The organism is Sorangium sp. So ce1504 (assembly GCF_051521635.1).
GTDB lineage: Bacteria > Myxococcota_A > Polyangia > Polyangiales > Polyangiaceae > Sorangium > Sorangium cellulosum_B.
Genome location: NZ_CP150365.1, coordinates 4,694,612 through 4,714,224, shown reverse-complemented (window position 1 = coordinate 4,714,224; position 19,613 = coordinate 4,694,612). Strand labels below are relative to the sequence as shown.

13 protein-coding genes are annotated in these 19,613 nt (G+C 72.9%); 9 read left to right on the top strand and 4 right to left on the bottom strand.

Going from position 1 to position 19,613, the window contains the following annotated elements:
* Positions 1 to 58: 58 nt before the first annotated feature.
* Together WMF39_RS17720 and WMF39_RS17715 are read left to right on the top strand one after the other, a co-directional pair.
* Positions 59 to 970, top strand: a complete 912-nt coding sequence (locus WMF39_RS17720) for a LysR family transcriptional regulator (protein WP_437746665.1) — start codon at positions 59 to 61, stop codon at positions 968 to 970.
* A gap of 330 nt (positions 971 to 1,300) precedes the next feature.
* Positions 1,301 to 2,851, top strand: coding sequence for a glycosyl hydrolase family 8 (locus tag WMF39_RS17715; RefSeq protein WP_437746664.1), 1,551 nt, complete (start codon positions 1,301 to 1,303; stop codon positions 2,849 to 2,851).
* Positions 2,852 to 2,993: 142 nt separating this feature from the next.
* Here WMF39_RS17715 and WMF39_RS17710 read toward each other — a convergent pair whose 3' ends face one another.
* The 3 genes from WMF39_RS17710 to WMF39_RS17700 all read right to left on the bottom strand — a co-directional run bounded on the left by WMF39_RS17710 (position 2,994) and on the right by WMF39_RS17700 (position 10,525).
* Entirely contained in the window at positions 2,994 to 4,271 is a 1,278-nt protein-coding gene (locus WMF39_RS17710) for a hypothetical protein (RefSeq protein ID WP_437746663.1), read from the bottom strand.
* Positions 4,272 to 4,332: 61 nt separating this feature from the next.
* A complete protein-coding gene (locus tag WMF39_RS17705) occupies positions 4,333 to 9,063 on the bottom strand; it encodes a sigma 54-interacting transcriptional regulator (protein ID WP_437746662.1) in 4,731 nt (1,576 codons plus the stop codon).
* A gap of 10 nt (positions 9,064 to 9,073) precedes the next feature.
* Positions 9,074 to 10,525, bottom strand: a complete 1,452-nt coding sequence (locus WMF39_RS17700) for a hypothetical protein (RefSeq protein ID WP_437746661.1) — start codon at positions 10,523 to 10,525, stop codon at positions 9,074 to 9,076.
* A 422-nt stretch (positions 10,526 to 10,947) separates the two neighbouring features.
* Between WMF39_RS17700 and WMF39_RS17695 the strand changes: the two genes are divergently transcribed.
* From WMF39_RS17695 to WMF39_RS17665, 7 genes are all read left to right on the top strand, one after another.
* The gene (locus tag WMF39_RS17695; RefSeq protein ID WP_437746660.1) at positions 10,948 to 11,721 is read left to right on the top strand and encodes an MBL fold metallo-hydrolase; all 774 of its coding nucleotides are present in this window, start codon (positions 10,948 to 10,950) and stop codon (positions 11,719 to 11,721) included.
* A 206-nt stretch (positions 11,722 to 11,927) separates the two neighbouring features.
* Entirely contained in the window at positions 11,928 to 12,881 is a 954-nt protein-coding gene (locus tag WMF39_RS17690; RefSeq protein WP_437746659.1) for a hypothetical protein, read from the top strand.
* A gap of 141 nt (positions 12,882 to 13,022) precedes the next feature.
* Positions 13,023 to 13,631 (top strand): TetR/AcrR family transcriptional regulator, encoded by a 609-nt coding sequence (locus WMF39_RS17685; RefSeq protein ID WP_437746658.1) that lies wholly within the window; start codon positions 13,023 to 13,025, stop codon positions 13,629 to 13,631.
* 31 nt (positions 13,632 to 13,662) lie between these two features.
* Entirely contained in the window at positions 13,663 to 14,745 is a 1,083-nt protein-coding gene (locus WMF39_RS17680) for an alpha/beta fold hydrolase (RefSeq protein WP_437746657.1), read from the top strand.
* A complete protein-coding gene (locus tag WMF39_RS17675) occupies positions 14,724 to 15,458 on the top strand; it encodes a type 1 glutamine amidotransferase domain-containing protein (protein WP_437746656.1) in 735 nt (244 codons plus the stop codon). Before WMF39_RS17680 ends, WMF39_RS17675 begins: the two co-directional genes overlap by 22 nt.
* Positions 15,459 to 16,110: 652 nt before the next feature.
* Complete coding sequence (locus WMF39_RS17670; RefSeq protein ID WP_437746655.1) at positions 16,111 to 17,097, top strand: MbnP family protein; 987 nt, start codon at positions 16,111 to 16,113, stop codon at positions 17,095 to 17,097.
* On the top strand, positions 17,094 to 18,140 hold the full coding sequence (locus WMF39_RS17665; protein WP_437746654.1) for a cytochrome-c peroxidase: 1,047 nt from the start codon (positions 17,094 to 17,096) through the stop codon (positions 18,138 to 18,140). The genes WMF39_RS17670 and WMF39_RS17665 overlap by 4 nt, the downstream gene beginning before the upstream one ends.
* Positions 18,141 to 18,349: 209 nt before the next feature.
* Here the strand turns inward: WMF39_RS17665 and WMF39_RS17660 are convergent, their stop codons facing one another.
* On the bottom strand, positions 18,350 to 19,465 hold the full coding sequence (locus tag WMF39_RS17660; RefSeq protein ID WP_437746653.1) for a hypothetical protein: 1,116 nt from the start codon (positions 19,463 to 19,465) through the stop codon (positions 18,350 to 18,352).
* Between the last annotated feature and the right edge of the window lie 148 nt (positions 19,466 to 19,613).

Genomic DNA, 19,613 nt, shown 5'->3' with positions numbered 1-19,613 from the left:
CCTGCGCCCGAACAGACATGACTTCCAGTGCATGTACGGTAAGTTATTGCTGCGTCCCATGCACTCCATCGATCTGAACCTGCTCCTCGCGCTCGACGTGCTGCTCGAGGAGGAGAGCGTCCTCCTGGCCGCGAAGCGGATGCACCTCAGCCCCTCGGCGATGAGCCGCACGCTCGCGCGCGTCCGCGAGGCCGTGGGCGACCCGATCCTCGTGCGCGCCGGCCGGCGGCTCGTGCCCACGCCGCGCGCCGCGGAGCTGCGCCCGCGCGTGCGCGCGGTGGTCGCCTCGGCCAGCGCGGTCCTCCGCGAGCGGGGCGCGCTCGACGTCGCCGCGCTCACCCGCAGCTTCGCCGTCCGGACCAGCGACGGCATGCTCGGGCTCGTCGGCGCCCCGCTCCTCGACGCGCTGAGGGCCGAGGCCCCGGGCGTCACCGTCCGCTTCCTCCCCGAGGGCGACGAGGACGTCGCCGCGCTCCGGGAGGGCCGGATCGATCTCGACCTCGGCATCATCGGCGACATGGGCCCGGAGATCCGCGTGCAGGCGCTCGTCAAGGACCGCTTCGTGGGCGTGGTGCGCCGCGGCAGCCCGCTCGCGTCCGGCAAGGTGACGCTGGAGCGGTTCGTCGAGCACGCCCACCTCGGCGTCTCCAGGCTGGGCAAGACCTGGGGCCCCATCGACGAGGCCCTCAAGAAGAAAGGGCTCGCCCGGACCACCGCGGCCGTGGCGTCAGGCCATTACGCGGCGCTGTGCCTCCTCGCCAGCTCCGACCTCGTCGGCGCGTTCCCGTCGAAATGGCTCGCGCACGCCGCCCCGCGCTTCGATCTCGTCACGTTCCCGCTGCCCGTGACCACGCCGGCCATCACCATCTCGCAGGCGTGGCACCCCCGCTTCGACGCCGACCCGGCGCACCGGTGGCTGCGCGACCGGCTCCGCCGCGTCTGCCGGTCGCTCGCGGAGCTCGGGGCGTAGCCGCGCCCGGTCCAGCGGCGCCGCTTCGGGGCGTGTGAACGTCGATCACGGCGACCCGTGAGCGAGCAGCGCTGTGGCGTGAAGACGGCTCCCTTCGACACATGAAAAGATGCTGGGATCACGCGACTTTTCCAGAAGAGCCGGATCGCGGTTGTCACGGTGTCCTCTCACCCCGAGGCAGGCCCGGCAGTTGGGACTTGACGCCTCCGAGCGGTTGGATTTCCTTCTCGCCCACCAGCGTCATTACGTGGACATCGCCCAACGATGTCCACGCCGAGCGCGTCCTCAGAGGATGCGAGCTCGAACACGAGGACAGCGATGAACTTGCGAATGCTAACGTCTCCCGTCGCATCGGCATGGTTTGCGGTCACGGTGATCGCCTGCGCGCCCAGCAACCAAGGCACCCAGGTCGGCTCGCCCGATCCGGCGAGCTCCACGAACCCGGCCGGCAGCGCCGCTCCGGCCAGCACCGCGAGCCCGAGCGCCGCGGCCCAGACGCCCGCCCCGGCGGAGCCCGCGCCCCTCGGTCCGCCGCTCAAGCCCGCTGCCAAGGGAGCGTTCGCCACGGGGGAGTATCGCAACCTGTTCGCCGAGCTGGGACACAAGCCCGCCGAGATCGACGCGAAGATCGCGAAGGCCTACGAGCAGCTGTTCCACGGCGATCCCAAGGAGCAGGCCGTCCTGTTCCCGGCGGGAAAGAACGCGAACGGCCCCAAGGCGTACATCATGGACATCGGCAACAACGACGTCCGCTCCGAGGGGATGTCGTACGGCATGATGATCGCCGTGCAGGTCGATCGCAAAGACGACTTCGACGCCCTGTGGAACTGGGCCAAGTCCCACATGTACCACGCGGATCCGAAGCACCCCGGCTTCGGCTACTTCTCGTGGCAGATGCGCCCGGACGGCACGGCCATGGATGAGAATCCCGCCCCCGACGCGGAGGAGTATTTCGCCACGGCGCTCTTGTTCGCGTCGAACCGCTGGGGGAACGGCAAGGGGATCTACGACTACAAGAAGGAAGCCATCAGCATCCTCGACGCGATGAAGAACCGGAAGCCGATCACCGGGCCGGTCAACAAGGACAAGCGCAAGACGACGCTGCACTCGCTCTTCAACACCGAGCACAAGATGGTGCGGTTCACGCCCGACGCGGACAACTTCGCGAAGAACGGCGATCACACCGATCCGTCGTATCACCTGCCGGCGTTCTACGACCTCTGGGCGGCCTGGGGCCCCGAGGCCGACCGCGCGTTCTGGGCCGAGGCGGCCAAGGTGAGCCGCGATTACTTCGTCAAGACGACCCATCCGAAGACCGGGCTCGCTCCGGATTACGCCAACTTCGATGGCACCCCCAAGGGCGCCTCATGGGACGCGGGGACCGCCAACTTCCGTCAGGACGCGTTCCGCACCGCGATGAACTGGTCGGTGGACGCGGCGTGGTGGGCGAAGGATCCGCGGCAGACCGAGCTGAGCGATCGCCTCCTCGCGTTCTTCGAGGCGCAGGGCCCCAAGTACAAGGGCAACTTCACCCTCGAGGGCAAGCCCACCGTCGACTACGACTCGCTCGGGCTCGTGGCGGCGAACGCCGTCGCGGCGCTTGCCGCTACCCATCCGCGGGCCTGGCGCTTCGTCGAAGAGCTGTATCAGCGCGAGGCGCCTACCGGCAAGTGGCGGTACTACGACGGCATGCTGTACACGATGTCGCTGCTGCACCTGAGCGGGAAATTCCGCATCATCACGCCGCAGGCGCAGGCCGCGGCGCCGGCTGCCGCTCCTGCCGCTCCTGCTGCTGGGAAGGCGCCGGCCGCGGCGCCGGCTGCCGCTCCTGCTGCTGGGAAGGCGCCGGCCGCGGCGCCGGCTGCCGCTGCGAAGAAGTAGCTCGGCAGGCGTGGGGGCGCTCGGATCACTTCGGTGATCGCGGGCGCCCGACGCCGACTCCCCTCGCAAGGCCCGTCCCGCCCGGAGGTAGCGTTCCCGGACCTGCACCGCGTCGCAGCGTGGCTGGCCTGCGCCCACCGGATCACCGCGCGACGCCGCGGAGCTCCAGCTCGCCTCCCGGCGAGCGCGCCGCGACCACGGTGATCGTCGCAGAAGCCGACGGCCCGAACAGCTCGAACGCCGAGAGCCCGGGGACCTCGGCCGCCGGCGCCGAGAGATCGGCCGGCCTCCGCCGCAAGGACGCATTGCCGTCCGCAGGCCGCTCCACCCACTCGATGAGCTCGCCGCGGACCTCGGGAAGCACGTACGGCCGGCCCGACTGCTCGATGCTCGCGGCCAGGGCGTCGCCGTCCGCAGGCGCGGTGATGTCCCCGATCCGCAGATCGAACTGCTCGAACTTGGGCTCCGGATGAAACGGCGCCCATTCGAGATAAGCCACCCCCCTCTCTCCGGCGCCGAGCATCGGGAAGGACTGTTTGCCTTCCCGGGAGCGCGGGATAGCGCGCCTCGTGCGCCGGTCATAGACCACGATGTCCGCGAGATCGCGCGCGTCCTCGTCGAAGCGGCCGTCGGGATCCTCGGAGAAGTCAGCGAAGGCGACGTGCGTCGCCGAGATGTCCGGGAAACGCTGCTGCCCCGGGCCGGACGCGATCTGGACCGCCTCCGCCTGGCCGATCTCGTACAGGAACACGTCCGTGTCGCCGCTCTCGTCCGCGGTCAGCCAGCCCGTCAGCACCACGGCGTCTCCCTCCACGCGCGGCTCGCCCGCGTGATCGAACGGGCCGCGGATCGTCTGCGTCTGGCCACCCCGGCGCACGCGCACCACGCGTGCTCCCTGGTCCGTCGCCTCCCAGACCACGACGTCGCCGGCGAGCGCAGGCCGGCGCGGCGTCTCGGCGGCCGGCGCGAGGAGGAGCTCTTCGCCCGTACCGAGATCACGCAGCCTCAGGGCGCCGCTCACGTCGCCGGCCTCGCGCGGCGCGACGTAGGCCAGCAAGCAGCCGTCGATCGCGTAGGGGGGAGCTCCGGGCGCCTGCGGGGCGCCTGTGTCGACGCTCGAGGCGAAGACGGCGACGCCGTCGGCCGCGGAGGCATCACACGCGGCGGGCGAGGGCGGCGCGGCGGGGGCGCCGCCTCCGCCGTCCGGCAGGAGCGCCGGCGATCCGTCGACGGCCGCAGGCGAGCAGCCCGCGACGAGCAGCGCGAGCGCGAACCGCCCGCTCCACCCACGGCGCGAGCTCGGTCCTCGATGGCAGGGGCGCGGGGAGATCGGAAAGACCGCTTCTCCTGCCGCGCGGCCCTGTCGGTGCTCCTCCTCGAGCCTCGATGTGTTCAGTGCTCCGGAACCGCTGCCCTTCATAAAGAGTCCTCCACTGCTGCGTTTGCTTGCCTCTCTGTCAGCGGCACCTTCGCGAGGGGATTCACTCCGCTTTCCTCTGCGATCCGGAGGGAGCGCGCATGCCGAGGCGCGCCATGCGCTTCTTCAGACCGTGGCGCGTGATGCCGAGGCGCTCGGCCGCGCGGCTGATGTTCCCGCCGGTCTCCGCGAGCGCGCGCCGGATCGGCTCGCGCTCGTCGTCCTCGGCCAGCGCGTGGCGCGCCTCGCCCGGGTTTCCCCGCCCCGCGGCCGGCGGCGGGGCGGGTCCGGCCATCGGCGGCCGGGCCGGTGACGCGGGGCGCTCGGCGGCGTCGGGCGTCCGGCGCGCGCTCGCCCGCAGCGCGCTCGCCCGCATCCCCCGCGGGAGGTGCTCCAGCTCGACGCGGCGCACGCCCAGCGCGGCCAGGCGCTGGACCAGGTGCGCGAGCTCCCGCACGTTGCCGGGCCACGCGTAGGCATCGAGCGCCGCGAGCGCGCGCGGCGCGATCTCGATGGGGGCGCCCGTCCGACCCAGATACCCGGCGAGCAGCAGCGGCACGTCGCCCTCCCGGTCGCGGAGCGGCGGCAGGTGGATCTCGATGGCGTTCACCCGGAAGAGCAGGTCCTGCCGGAACGCCCGCTCGGCGACCGCCTGCGCGAGATCCCGGTTCGTGGCCGCGACGATCCGCACGTCGAACGGCCGCTCGTCGTCGCTGCCCACCGGGCGATAGCGCCGTGACTCCAGCGCCCGCAGCAGCACCGCCTGCCGCGCGAGCGGCAGCTCCCCCAGCTCGTCGAGGAAGAGCGTGCCGCCCTCGGCCCGGGCGAGAAGGCCGGGGCGCGCGCGCTCGGCCCCCGTGAACGAGGCCCGCGCGTGGCCGAAGAGCTCCGCCTCGAAGAGCGCGTCGGGTACGGCGCCGCAGTTGATCGCGACGAGCTCGCGCGAACGGCGCGGGCCGAGATCGTGGAGCGCGCGGGCGAAGAGCTCCTTGCCCGTGCCGGTCTCGCCCGCGAGGAGCACGGGCAGATCGCTGTCGATGGCCGCGTCGAGGCGCGCGAGCGCCCGGCCCAGCGCGGCGCTCTGGCCCAGGATGTCGGGGAAGCTCCTCCGCGGCTGGGCCGCGGGCACGACGGTCGTGTCGGCGCGCCGGAGATCGGGCGCGGGCTCCGCGAGCGAGGCGAGGCAGGGAGGCGCCGGGCCTTCGCGGCGGGGCTCTTCCGGCGCGCCGGGGCGGGCGAAGAGCCGCAGGAAGAGCCCCGCGAGCGACGCCCAGCGAGCGGCCCGCGCCTCCGTGACGGCGTCGAAGCACGCCGGGCGGAACCGGTGCTCGACCACGATGAGCGCGCGCGGAGGCCCGGGGAGCGCCGGACCTGGCGAGGCCGCGCTCGCCGCCAGGGCGCGCCCGCCCATCGAGGCGTGGTCTGCGCCGACGCGCAGCACGAGCCGCGAGCCGCGGCCGCCCGGCGTCTCCACGTCGCGCTGGTAGTGGACGGGCGCGGCCTGGCTCAGCGCGAGCTGCGCCAGGTCGGGCGGGATGCGCCGCGCCGCCTCGGCGATCTCCAGCCCGTCGAGGTCGGCGCCCCAGGCCGCGACCACCCGCCCCTGCTCGTCGACCACGGCGAGCAGCGCGCGCTCGGCCCCCGACTGCTGCACGAGGGCGCGCGCGAGCCCGACCGCGGCCTCCGCGGCGCCGTCCGCGGTCGCCACCGACGCGAGCCACGCCCAGAGCGCGCCGTCCTCTCCGCTCGCCGCCGCCGTCATGCCTGGGCCAGCATACGCGCCGCCCGCCGCCGGCGCGCCCTGCCCCGCCGCCGGTGCCCCCTGCGCCCCATGCGCGCCGCCCCGCGCCGTCGCCGCGGCCGGCGCCCGCCGTGCGCCGGGCCGCGCCGAGCGCAGCACGTCGAGCGCCTGCGCCTCCACCTCCGCGAGCATCGCCGCGCGCGCCCGCCGCGCGGCCCGGATCGCCCCCCGCGCCGCCCGCCGGGGCTCCGCCGGCAGCCTGGTGAGGTACGCCTGCGCCTCCGCCACCTGGGCCCGCGCGTCCACCAGCGGGTCGCTCGCCCGCACGCCCGGGTCCAGCGCCGCGAGCGCCGCGAGCGCCCGCCGCCCGTCGCCGTCGAGCAACGCCACGTTCGCCCGCGCGATCACCAGATCGGCCTGGATCGCCGCAGGGAGCGACGCCGCGAGCGCCCACGCCTCCTCGATGCAGCGCTCCGCCGCGCGCGCGTCGCCGCGGCGCACCTCGATGTCCGCGCGCGCCGACAGGCACCAGCCGCGCCCCGCCACCTGCCCCAGCGACCGCGCGAGGCGCATCGCCTCGTCGAGCGCGCCGAAGGCCTCCTCGTAGCGCGACGCCTTCCCGAGCGCGATCCCGAGGTTCATCAGGCACGAGCGCATGCCGGCGCGGTCCCCGAGGGTCCGCTTGACCGCGAGCGACGCCTCGAACGTCCGCACCGCGCCGTCCACCTGGCCGCGGTACAGGGCGACGATGCCCGCGTTGTGGTGGATCCGCGCCACCTCTTCCACGTCGTCCACGCGCTCGCCTTCCACGTCGTCCACGCGCTCGCCCGCCGAGGGCAGCTTCGCCTGCGCCCCCGCGAGCCACGCCTCCGCCTCGCCCCAGTCGGCGCGCATCAGCGCCACGAGCCCCAGCGTCGACAGCGCGAACGCCTCGGCCGCCCCGCCGCCGAGCCGCCGAGCCGCCGCGAGCGCCGCGAGCGCCTGCTCCTTCGCCGCCGTCGCGTCCCCATCCCGCGCGCGCTTCTCCGCGCGCCGCCGCAGCGCGAGCACGAGCACCCGCTCGTCGCGCTGCGCCGCCTCGTCGAGCCACGCCACGACCTGCGGGTGCGCCGCGCCCACGCCCGCGTCGCGCGTCAGCCGCTCGAGCCTGCAGAGGAGCGCCGGGGTCCTCCGGTCCGCGTCCTCGCCGAGCGCGAGCAGCGCCTCGATCTCCTCCGACCGCAGCCCGGCCTCGCGCGCCTGCGCCGCGGCCCGCTCGTGGAGCTGCGCGCGCCGGGCCTTCGTGCACGGCGCCGCCGCCGCCGAGAGGAGCGCCGACGCAGGCGCGCCGGGATCCGCGAGCAGCGCCGCGGCGACCTCCTCGGCGACCTCCGGCGTGGCGAGCGCCGCGGCGAGATCCCTCGCCAGGGCGGGAGCGGACAGCGTGGTGAGCGCGCCGGCCGCCGCCTCCCGCCTCGCGATCAGCGCGCCCGCGAGCAGCTCGCCGAGGGCTCGCTCGCCGGAGGCGCGCGGCCGCCCGCCGCCCCGCGCGTCCGCCCGGCCGCCGCGCCCGAACCCGAGAGAGCAGCGCGCCTCGGGCAGGGCGCCGCCCGCGATCGCGATCGCGGCGAGCGTCGCGCAGGCGTCGGCCGACAGCCCGCGCACGCGCTCGATCGCCGTGTCCTTCGTGAGCGGCACGCGGCCGAGCGACGCGAAGAGCCACCCCGGGTTCTTCCCCGACGCCACGGCGGCCGCTCGCACGCTCGCCTCGTCGTCCACGCCGAGCGCGCGGCACAGCGCGCCGAAGCTCGCGTCGCTGAGCGGCCCGAGCGCCACGCACGCCGCGCCCTCGGGCGCGCTCCGGGCCGTCGCGACCACCTCGATCGCCGCGCCGCCGGGCGCCGCCGGCCGGCACCGGTACGCGTCGAGCGCGGCGCGGAGCTCGGCCGGGGCCTGGTCCAGGTCGTCCAGCAAGAGCAGGAGCGGGGGCCCGCCGCCGGGCGGCGTCACGAACGGCGGCGCCCGCTCGGCGCCCCGGAAGAACGCGATGAGCCGCAGCAGGAGCGGGTCGGCCTCGCGCGGGAACGCCACGTACCGGGCGCTCCGCCCGGCGAGCAGCGCCCGCGTCACGAGCTCGCGCCCGAGGTGGCTCTTGCCGGCGCCGCTCGGCCCCGTGACGTAGCGCACGCGGCCTGACGGTGACGGCGTCTGCTGCAGCGCCTCGAGCTCGCGCTCCCGCCCGATGGGCGCGGGCGGCGCCCCCACGGCGATGCCCGCCTCCGCGGCCGCGACGCCGAGCTGCCGGAGCACCTCGCGGGCCTCGGCAGGGCGGTCTCGCGGGTGCAGCGCGAGCAGCGCCTCGACCACCTCGGCCACGCTCGGCTGGACCCACGACGCGGCGTCGCGCAGCGGGCGCCGCGCGCGAAAGGGCCCGGGCGGGCGGCCCGCGGCCGAGCACCACGCGAGCGCCCCCAGGCTGTAGAGGTCGGACGCGGCCGACGGCGCGCCCCCGGCGAGCAGCTCGGGCGCGGCGAAAGCCGAGGTGAACGCGACGGCGCCGCCCGGCGCGCGCGCCCTCGAGACCGCCGCCCCGAGGTCGAGGAGCACGGCCTCGGCGCCGCCCCCGCCGAGGGGCCGCATCCGGACGTGCGCCGGCTTGAGATCGCTGTGCACGAACCCCGCGTCGTGCAGGGCGGCGAGCGTCCTCGCGACGCCGGCGAGCACGCCCGCGAGCCGCGCCGGGCGCTCGCCGGCCGGGGCCCCCTGCACCCACGCCGCGGCGTCGTCGCCGGCCACGTACTCCTCCACGAGGAAGGGCGCTCCCGTCCGCTCGTCCCGCCCGAGATCGTGCGCCCGCACCACGCCGGGGACGCGCAGGCGCGCGAGCAGCGCGAACTCGCCGAGCAGGGTGTCCTCGCGGAAGGCGCCCTGACGGAACACCTTCGCGACGAGCTCGCGCCCCCGCGCCTCGCGGTCGATCACGCGCCCCACGACGCCCTGCGCCCCCTGCCCGAGGATCTCGCCCGGCTCGTACCGAGCATGGGCCACGAAGGGCTCGCGCCGCGGGGCGTGCATGGCGGAGAGGTTACTCGCGCGCGGCGCTCGCCGTCGCTCCGGCGGCGATGCGGGCGAGCAGGGGCTCGCCGTACGCGGGCTCGCCGAGGAGCGAGAGCGCGCGGCGGAGGCGCGGCTCGGCGAAGCGCCCGAGATCGTCGAAGTGGCGCGCGGCGTCGCCGGCGATGGACGGATCTGCGAGCCGCCTCGCCGCGCCGACGTCCGCTGCCTCCATCTCGGGCGAGAGCACCTCGACGCGGAGCATCATGACGCGCACGACATCGGCAGGCGTGGGAGCGATGGTGATCGGGATCGAGGCGTCGGTCCACGCCTCCGGAGCGAGGTAGAGCACCCGGACGCCGGGCGTCCGGAACCACTGGCGCTTCCAGGTGTTCACCATGGCGACGGCCTCGTCGTGGTACAGGCCGGTCGCGTCGAGGGCGTCGATCATGCTCGCGCCGAGCGACTCGACGAACTCGTCGAGGGGCGGCGCTCCGTCGAGCGAGGGGGCGCGCTCGACGAGCGTGCCGCCCGTGGCGATGCCCTGGGGGTGCGCGACGAACGCCCCCGTCGAGGCGCCGACGTTGAGGACGAAGACGGCGCCGATCGCCTCGTCGAGGGTGTTCTCGGCGGAGATCGCCCCGCCGGTGCCGGCCGTCACGCGGACGGGCAGGTCGAAGTTGCCGAGCCCTCGATAGAACAGGAAGCGCTCGTGCTGGGGCGCCTCCGTCGCGCCGGGCACGCCTGCGACGCGGAGCGGGTTGGCGCCGACCTGGCGCGCGTGGGCCCACGTGAACCGATCGAGCGGCGCCTCGGGCAGAGGGACGTCGCTGTCGCGCCCGAGGATCTCGAACGTACTCCACTGGAGGAGGCCGTTCGCGTTCAGGCCGTACATCTCCGAGCACCTCGGCGAGCCAAAGGGGAACTCGGGGTCGAACGCCGGGTCCGCGTACGTCGTCACGCCAGCAACGGTGTTGGGCGCGATGATGGGCGGGTAAAACTCGCGGACGGCGGGGTACCACTGCGTGAAGATCCCTTTGCGGAACGCTATCTGGACGTGCGCGGTGAGCGGCTCCTCGGCGTAGAAGTAAGTTACCGGCGTCTCCATCTTCACGTTGACGCTCGTCGAGATCGAGCCATCGAGCGTGCCGGCTTCGAGCCGGTCATAGACGAAGGCGGGGAGGTCCTCCTCTTCGTGGTGCAGCCCCGGTTGAAGCGAGCCGTCGGAGCCGACGACCACGGTGTCGGTGCCCCATTCGTGGACGATGAAACCCTTGCCGGGGTACGCGAGATCCGGCGCCGGAGGCACAGCGGGCGCGGCCTCCTGGTCGGCGGGGACCTCATCGTGAGGCGCTGGACCGGGCGGATCGGCCGGCGCGTCGCCGGTCGAGCTGCCGCCGTCGGACGTTCCGGCGCACGCGGCGATCAGGGTGGCGAGGAGAATGGGAAGCGTGAGGCGGTGGGATGTCGGTTCGGTTACCATGGTAAGGTCTCCTGCCAGCCCCTGAAGCAGCTCTCGGGCCATCGCGCCAAGTCATTGAATTTCAATGGATTGTGCGCATCGCAACGGGGCGGTTACCAGGGTACGTGGTAACCGGAACGGCGGGGTGACCAGGAGCTGGTAACCGTGGACGACCGGCCGAGCGAGGAGCGCTCCAACGAGGTCCCCGAGCTCTCCCCGCTCGAAGCGTGCATGCAACTGTCGCTCTTCGGCGGCACCTCTGTGCGCCTCGACGAGGACGGCGTCCCCCTCGCAGAGGCGGACGACGAGGAACGCTCCCGCCCCCGGTGGTGGCCTAATTTGCCCCGGAGTGATTCACACAAAGGTGGTAAAGCGGGAAGATCATCGATCTTTTCTTCCCGCCTTACCGCCTTCATGTTCAGATTAGGCCACCACCGAAACGCATGGCCACTTTGCCGATCGCCGACCGCTGGTTCGAGATCACGCGCGTCAGCGATGACGTCACGCTGCTGATCGAGCCGCACGTGGTGCCGCTGATGCGCTGCAACATCTGGCATGTGCGCGGTCGCGATCGCGACCTGATGATCGACACGGGTATGGGCATCGTCAGCCTGCGGGAGGCCATAAAGCACCTGATCGACAAGCCGGTGACGGCGGTCGCGACACACACCCACACCGATCATGTGGGCAGCCACCATGAATTCGAGCACGCCTTGGTGCATGATCTCGAGGCGGAGAACCTGCGCTCGCCGACCGACCGCGGCACCTTGCTGGCCTCGGTGATGGGCGCCGAGGAGATCCGCAAGCTGGGCGACGCTGGCTATCCGATCGAGGGCGATTTGATCACCGCCCTGCCCCACGCGGAGTACGACATGGCAAGCTACGCCCTGCATGACGCGCCGGTCACGGAGGTCGTCGCCGAAGGCGACGTCGTGGATCTCGGCGACCGTCACTTCGAGGTGCTGCACCTGCCCGGTCACTCGCCGGGCAGCATCGGTCTGTGGGAGGCGGCGACCGGAACCTTGTTCTCGGGCGATGCGATCTACGACGGGCCGCTGCTGGATGAGATCGAGGGCGCAGACATTCCCGCCTACGTCCGCACCATGAAGCGGTTGCGGGAGCTCCCAGTGCAGATCGTGCATGCAGGCCACGACCCCAGCTTCGGCCGGGCACGGCTGATCGAGCTGGTCGATGCCTACCTGGCGAAGCGCGCGTAGCGTGCGCCGGCAATGCAGGCGATCGTCGAGGAGACCGGCTCGCGGCCAGCCGAGGCGGTGATCGGCGCCCCGGCCCGCGCCCCGCTCATGGTATGCTCGCGTCGAACACGACGAACCGAGCGGCGGGCAGCCTCAATCGGGGCTGCCGGCGGCGGCCGCACGGGCGCGCGCGGCGGCCCGCTCGTCGGCCGGGCGAAGAGGCGCTGATGCTTATCAATCAATCGACTCGTCGTATCCTCTCGCTGCTCATCCTCTCCTCGGCCTTGGGGTGCGGTCAAGAACGCCCGCCGGGCCGCGTGGTTTATATGGGCGGCCCCCATGCGGGCGGCCCCGACGCCGGTGAGAGCGCCGGAGCGTCTGCGCCGGAAGAGCCGCCGGAGCCCTACGCGCCTCCGGCCCTGCCGGTCATCCCGGTCATGATCGATCCGGGCGGCGCGCACGGGTTTCGATGCGCGGTGAGGCTCCGCCTGGACGTCTCGCCGGTCGCCGGCGAGCGACGGCTGCTCCGCGTGGTGGCCGAGAACGCGACCGGGCAGCCGCTCGCGCTCGAGCTGCCCGACCGATGCCCGAACGGGCTCGTCGAGCTCGAGGGGCTCGGGCCGGGCTACGACTATTATGGGACGTGCAACGCGGGGCCGTGCCTGGGCGTGAGCTCGGCGCGTCGTATCGAGCTTGGCCCCGGCGAGGCGCGGCCGATCGCGGAAGCGACGATCGCGCTCCGAGGCGCGCCTCCGTGCACCTCGGCGCTGCCGCCAGGCCAGCACGTGGTGCGCGCCGGCGTGCGCACCGCGAACGTGCCCGTCTGCACCGCGGAGGCCGTCCTCGATGTGCCTGGGGCTGCGCGCCCTCAGTCGCCGCCGAGCCCCCCGCCGCCCTCCGTCCCCTCGCGGAGCACGCCCGCGTCGAGCGACCCTTATGCTTGCCAGAGCCCCACCGACTGCGTGCTGTCGTGCCCGGAGCCCGCGGGTTGTTGCGGGTGGCCGTGCGGGTGCCAGCACGCGATCCACCGCGACCATCGCGCCGTGTTCGAGGCGAATTTCGAGAAGACCTGCACGCGCCCGCCGCGCTGCCCGGTCGTCGGCTGCGCCTTCGAGCGCGCCGTGGGCGCGACGTGCAGGAACGGTCGGTGCGTGGCGACGACCACGCTCGGAGGGCTCTGATCGGGCGGGCGCCCCTCGCGGGGAGCAGGCGCTGCATGAACGGCCGTCGGCCCCAACCTGGGTCGGCTGCCCCGTCAGCCCCAACCTGGGTCGGCTGCCCCGTCGCTTGACAAAATAGAACGGTCGTTCTATCCAATCGAGGTGGCGAAAGGCGAAGATACCCGGCAGGCCATCCTGGCCGAGGCGCTGGCGCTGGCGAGCGAGGTCGGGCTCTCGGGCGTGACCGTCGGCGCCCTGGCCGAGCGCGTGAAGATGTCGAAGAGCGGCCTCTTCGCGCACTTCAGCTCCAAGGAAAACCTGGACGTCGCCATCCTCGAAGAGGCCAAGCGCCGCTTCGTCGACGTCGTGGTCGCGCCCGCGCTGCGCGAGCCGCGCGGCGAGCCGCGCGTGCGCGCGCTCATCGATCGGTGGTTCGTCTGGACAGAGCAGGACTTCATGCCAGGCGGCTGCGTCTTCCACGCCGCCGCGGCCGAGTTGGACGACAAGCCCGGTCCGGCGCGCGACGCGCTCGTCGCGTCGCAGAAAGACTGGCTGGCCACGCTCGCCACCGCCGCGCGCATCGCCGTCGAAGAGGGCCACTTCCGCTCGGACCTCGACCTGGCGCAGTTCGCCTTCGAGGCCTATGCCATCGCGTCCGGCTCCCACGCGCTCAGCCGCTTGATGCGCGACAAGGCGTCGGAGCACCGGGCCCGCGCCGCCTTCGAGAGGCTCGTGACCGACGCCCGACGTTCGCCCCGCCGCTCTGCCTGATCCGTCTCGCAATCCCCCGAGGAGGTCCGCCATGCAGGAAGCCAATCAGGTCCATTCGTCGCCCAAGAATAGAACGATCGTTCGTGCTGATCCGCGGCAGGTCCTCCTGCGCGGTGGGATCCGGTTCGGGTTCAAGCTCCTCAACAAGGCCGCGCCGGATCTGGCCTCCCTGGCGGCCGAACGGCTGTTCCGCTCTCCGCGCCGGCACGCGCGCCCGGCCTGGGAGGAGGAGATCCTCGCCGGCGCGGCGCGCTTCTCGCTGCCGTGGGGCGCGGAGGCGCTGCCCGCGTGGTCGTGGGGGCACGGGCCGACCGTGCTGCTCGTGCACGGCTGGGAGGGGCGGGGGAGCCAGCTCGGCGCGTTCGTGAGGCCGCTCGTGGAGCTGGGCTTTCGCGCGGTGACGTTCGACGCGCCGGGGCACGGCGATGGGCCGAGCCGGTCGGCCACGCTCGTGGAGCTGGCCCGCGCGGTCACCGTCGCGATGGACGAGGTCGGGCCCGTCCACGCCATCGTCGCGCACTCGATCGGGGGCGCCGCGACGACGTATGCCCTGTCCCGCGCGGCGTCCGTCCGGCGCGCGGGCGCTCCGGCGCCGAGGCTCGTGTTCATCGCGCCGCCGATCAGCGCGGTCCGCTACACCCAGCATTTCGCGAAGCTCCTCGGCATCGACGAGGCCGTCCGGCGCCGCATGGTCGCCCGCCTCGAGGCGCGCTACGGCGTGCCGCTCGCGGACCTCGACGCGCTCTCTGCGGCCCCGCGGATGAACGCGCCGCTGTTCGTCGTGCACGACCGCGACGATCGCGAGGTGTCGTTCGAGGCAGGCGCGGCGCTCGCCGATCGCTGGCCGGGCGCGCGGCTCATGTCGACCCGCGGCCTCGGCCACCGGCGCGTCCTGCGCGCGCCGGAGGTGATCGCCGAGGTCGTCGAGGTCGTGACCGGCACCCCATGGCCGGTCCGGACAGGGCTCGAGACGTTCGAGCTGGAGCGCGAGCTATTCGAGCGCGACCGCCGGCGCGCGGTCGCCGGCACGCCTCGGGAGCATACACCTTGCAATGAGCCCGAGGTGCGCGCTCGCGCGTCACGAGGTCGAAGATGCTGTTTCGAAAAAGGCTGAAAGGGTTGCACGTCGCGGTGCTCGCGACCGATGGATTCGAGCAGGTCGAGCTGACGATCCCGACGAAGGCGCTCCGCGCCGAGGGGGCCCACGTCGAGGTGCTCTCGCTCCGACGCGGGAAGATCCGCGGCCTGAACCTGTACTGGCCCGGCCGTACGGTGCGCGTCGATCGGACGGTGGAGCAAGCGGCTCCGGCCGACTACGACGCCCTGCTCTTGCCGGGCGGCTTCATCAACCCCGACCTCCTCAGGCAGAGCCGAGCGGCGCGGGAGTTCGTCAGGGCCATCGACGAGGCGGGGAAGCCGATCGCCACGCTCTGCCACGGCCCGTGGGTGCTCGCGTCGGCGGGGCGCCTGAACGGGCGGCAGCTCACGTCATGGCCTGGCATTCGGGACGATCTCGTGAATGCCGGCGCCGTCTGGCGCGACGAGGCCATCGTGCGCGACGGGAACTGGGTTTCTAGCCGCGGTCCGCACGATCTGGCCGCTTTCACGCGCGCGATGATCGAGCTCTTCGCGGAGCGCGATTCGGCAGCGCCGAAGGGATCGGCGTCACACGCGATCTCGGCCCCGCAGCAAAGCGCGCCTCCCCCGTGGGCCGTGGCCGGGATGGAGGCCCTGTCGAGGGCCTACACCGTGCGCCGGCTCCTCGGAGCGGCGGCGGTGCTCGGAGCCGGGATCCTCGCGCTCCGGCGGCTCGCCAGGCAGGCGTGACGACCCCGCGCCATGGCACCTCGGCACCTGCTTCCTGGAAGGACCGACATCGAACCTTCACGGCACGGGCTCTTCCTCCGGCACGAGGCAGGGCGGCGTCGGTCCGAGCCAGAGTCCCGCCGGCGGGACGGGCAGCTCCGGCGGCCAGGGCGCCAGGTCGGGGGCGTCGCAAGGCCAGAACATGTGCGAGTGCGCGTGCCGTCCACGCCGAGCGAGGCAGCGCCGGCCCGGCCACGGGGTTGCGGGATTGATGCCCGGCACCAGATCTCATGAACGTGATCAGCTCTCGGGGATGGGACCAGGAGCCGGCCGAGCTGCGCGAGGTGTCCAAGGCGGCTTGAGCCGCGCCGGATCACGGTCGCACTTTGCCGGCGGCCCGCTCGAGAACAAACGCCTATGTCGGAGCGCCGGAGGAGCGCCAGCGCGGTGATGGGGACGCCGCGTGGCTGTGCCCCATTGCCCTGCGTGTCACCGCCCGCCGTCATGCGGCAGAGCGCCCCTCTTCGTGCGCGCACCGCCCTGGCACAATGGTGCTGGCCGGCCCGGCGGCGTAGAGCCGCCCGCACCATCCATCCGCGTCTCGCCCAGCAAGATCCCGGCGATGCGTCATCTGTTCCCGTGTGGTGCGTCATCGCGTACAATCGATCCCACGATGAAATCTCCTGGCTCGTTCCGGTTGTTCGGATTGCTATTGGGCGCCGCAGCCGCTTGCGGCGGGGGCTCGAATCAGCCAATCGAGTCCGGGACCGGCGGTGCGGGCGGCAGCGAGCCCGATGGGTCCGGTGGAGCGAGCAGCGCGGGTGGAGCGGCCGCCCAACCCGGCGCCGGCGGCGCGGGCGGCCAGGCCGAGGCCACCTGGCCGACCGGTTGCGCAGAGCAGCCGGCGTCCATCAGGACCGAGGGCACACTCGTCGAGCTCGCGTTCGAGCTCGTCCTCGGCGGTGAGCCGTTCCTGTTCGGCGAGCCGAACGTCGCGCCGGACGGCAGCACGGTCACGCCGCTCAATGTTCGCTTCTACGTCTCGCACGCGGCGCTGATCGGGGCGGACGGCGACCTCGTGCCGGTCGATATCGTCGGCCCGGACGGCGCCCCCACCCCTTACGGGGTCCACTTCTACAACGCCGAGGACCCGGGTTCGGCCGCGCTCCGGCTGCGCGCTCCGGCTGGCAGCTACGAAGGCGTCAGCTTCATCTGGGGCTTGCACCAGACCTGCAACGTCTCCCGGCCCGAAGCGAACGTCGCGCCTCTGTCGGAAGCCTCCCAGATGACGTGGCCGCACACCGGCTACCTCTTCCTGCGCTACGAGGGCAGCGTGGCTCCGCCGGCCGAGGGTGAGGGTGGTTCCGACGATCCGGACGGAGAGACGGCCACGGTTCCGCCGGCGGTCCACATGGGAGGCAACCTGTTCGAGGATCTAGCCCCCAGGGTCGAGGTACGAGGCGCGCTGTCCGTGCCCGCGAGCGGCTCGACGGGCAAGGTCGTCCGGATCGTCATGGACGAGGTCTTCGGGGGCGCCACGGCGGACGTCGACATGACCGGGTTCGTCCCGCCGCCCGGGCCCGTGGGAGACGAGCTCCTCGCGGGTGAGCGCCTGCGGCGCGGCCTCCCCGATCTGACGGTGTTCACCTTCGGTCCGTGACGCCGAGCTCCAACCGTGGGGGGGCCATCGGCCTGGCGGCGCTGCTCCTCGCGGGCGGATGCGGCGACGACGGGCCGGGGGCCCCTGGACCTTTGCCGCCGCTCGTCACGGGCGCCATCCCCGCCGGGTTTCCCGCGCGCACCGCGGCGGCCAGAGCGCCGGCCGACAACGCGCTCACCGAGGCGAGGGCCCAGCTCGGTAAAAGGCTCTTCTTCGACAAGCGCCTCTCTCGCACCGGCGAGATCGCGTGCGCGAGCTGCCACCACCAGGAGTACGCCTTCGCCGATCCGGACCCCGTCTCCCGGGGGGTCGACGGCCGCCTGGGACAGCGGAACGGGCCCGCGCTGGTGAACCTGGCCTGGGGCGAGAGCTTCTTCTGGGATGGCCGCGCGGCCACCCTGGAAGAGCAGGTGGGAAAGCCCATCGAGAACCCCGACGAGATGGATCTACCGCTCGCCGAGGCCGTGGCTCGTGTCGCCGCCGATGACGTCTACGTGAAGGCGTTCAAGGATGCCTATGGCGGGCCTCCCGGCGAGGAGTCCTTGCGCAAGGCCATCGCCAGCTTCCTCCGTTCGATCGTCAGCGCCGACAGCCCTTACGACCGGCACCGGCGCGGGGACGACACGAGCTTCGGAGACGCCGAGCGCCGCGGCGAGGCGCTGTTCCTGACCGAGCGGACAGGCTGCTTCCATTGCCACCCGTCCGGAATGCTCACCAACGAAGGCTTCTTCAACAACGGCACTTACCTCGACGGCGGCGACGTCGGGCGGCAAGGGATCACCGGACGGACGGGGGATCTCGGCAAATTCAAGGTGCCCGGTTTGCGGAACATCGCGGCGAGCGCCCCCTACATGCACGACGGATCGCTGGCGACGCTGGAGGAGGTGGTCGACCATTACGATCGCGGCGGGCTGGGCCATGTCTCCACCGATCCGCAGATCGATGAGCTGGGGCTCTCTCCGGACGAGAAGGCCGATCTGGTGGCGTTCCTGCGGTCGCTGAGCGATCGCGCCTTCCTCGACGATCCGCGGTACCGCCCCTGAGCGGCAGGGCGAGCGCGAGGTACACGCGCTCGATCGCCGCGAACACCGCGCTCATGTCGGGAGTCGTCGACCAGATCCATCGTCTCGATGATCACGGTCATCGCCGCCCGATGTAGCGCGAGGCGCTCCAGATCCGAGGCTGCCATCGCTCCGAGGAGGTCGACCTGGCGCTGGCTGCGGCAGGCGCCTCACTCGGCCATCGTCTTTTCTTACCATCGCCTCGGCTCGTTCTCCCGCTTCCAGCGCTCGAAGAAGCCCCGGCGCCGCGACTGTCGCTTCCGCATCGCCTTGAACCTCTCCGTGAACGCTGCGCTCGTCCCGACGCGGGCGGCAAGGTCGCGAAGGTCGATCGCCAGCTTCAGCGCCTCGTCGTAGGCGCTCTTCGCGACCAGGGCCTCCAGCTCGCTCCACGCTGCGTCGAGCCGCTTGGCGAGCGCGTCGAGCTGCTTCGTCCGGGCAGCCTCTGCGGCCTTGCGCGACCGGTCGGCGCGGAGCGCCTCGGCGCGCTCTCTCTTCTCGCGACGCTCCTCGGCCGCGGCACGCAGCTCCGCGACGGTTCGTGGAGCCCTGGTTGTTTTCGCCTTCACCCGAGCACGGAACGCGCGGCGCAGCTCGGCTCCGAGCGCGAGCTCCGGTTCGTCCACCGCGCGCCGTAGCCACTGATCCTTGGTGCGCGCGGGGAGCGCGCCGACCCACGCGCGGAGCGCGTCGGCATCCTCCGGCTCCGCGCCGCTCGGCTCCGCCGCGGCCGACAGGAGGTCGCCGTCGAGGCGAAGGAAGCCGACCATCGCCTCGAGCGGCGCGGAGAGCTCCCGGAGCCCCGGCGGCAGCGGCGGCTCTGTCTCGTCGTCCTCGACGTCGCCCGCCTCGACGGCGAGGAGCCAGGCGAGATACGCGGCGCGCAGATCTCCGCGCAGGAGCTCGCTCCGCACGGGTGCCAGCGACGCGAGCGACACGCCGCTCGTGAAGTCGTCCTCGGGCTCCTCGGTCTCGCTCACCAGCTCGATCACGACGTGCTCGCCGGCCTTGGTCATGCACGCTGCGCCGCCGGGGAAGTACGGGTGGAGCTGCTTCTCGTCGACGCGTGCCGCCGGCAGCCGGAACATCAGCCGCCGCGTACCCCAGTTGGCGAAGTAGAGGTGCGCGTCGAAATAGCGCTCGAGGAGCTTCGCCGGGTCGGCCTTGAGGTTACCCCACTGGTACTCGTTCCAGAAGCGCGTGGGCGTGATGTCGGCGCGCGTCGAGATGTCCCTGAGCTCCGCCATCTGCTTCGGCGTGAGGGGACGATCGAGCGCGACGAACTCGTACCACTGGTACTCGCTCATGTGTGCCAGGTCGTCTCAGCGAGGAGAGTCTCGATGTTGTGCAGCGTCACGTGCTTACCTGTGCGGAGGTCGTGAGCGACCTGGGTTTCGATGTTCGCGTTCATGAAGCCGTTTCAGCCACTCCTACCCCACGGGCCAACGCGATGGG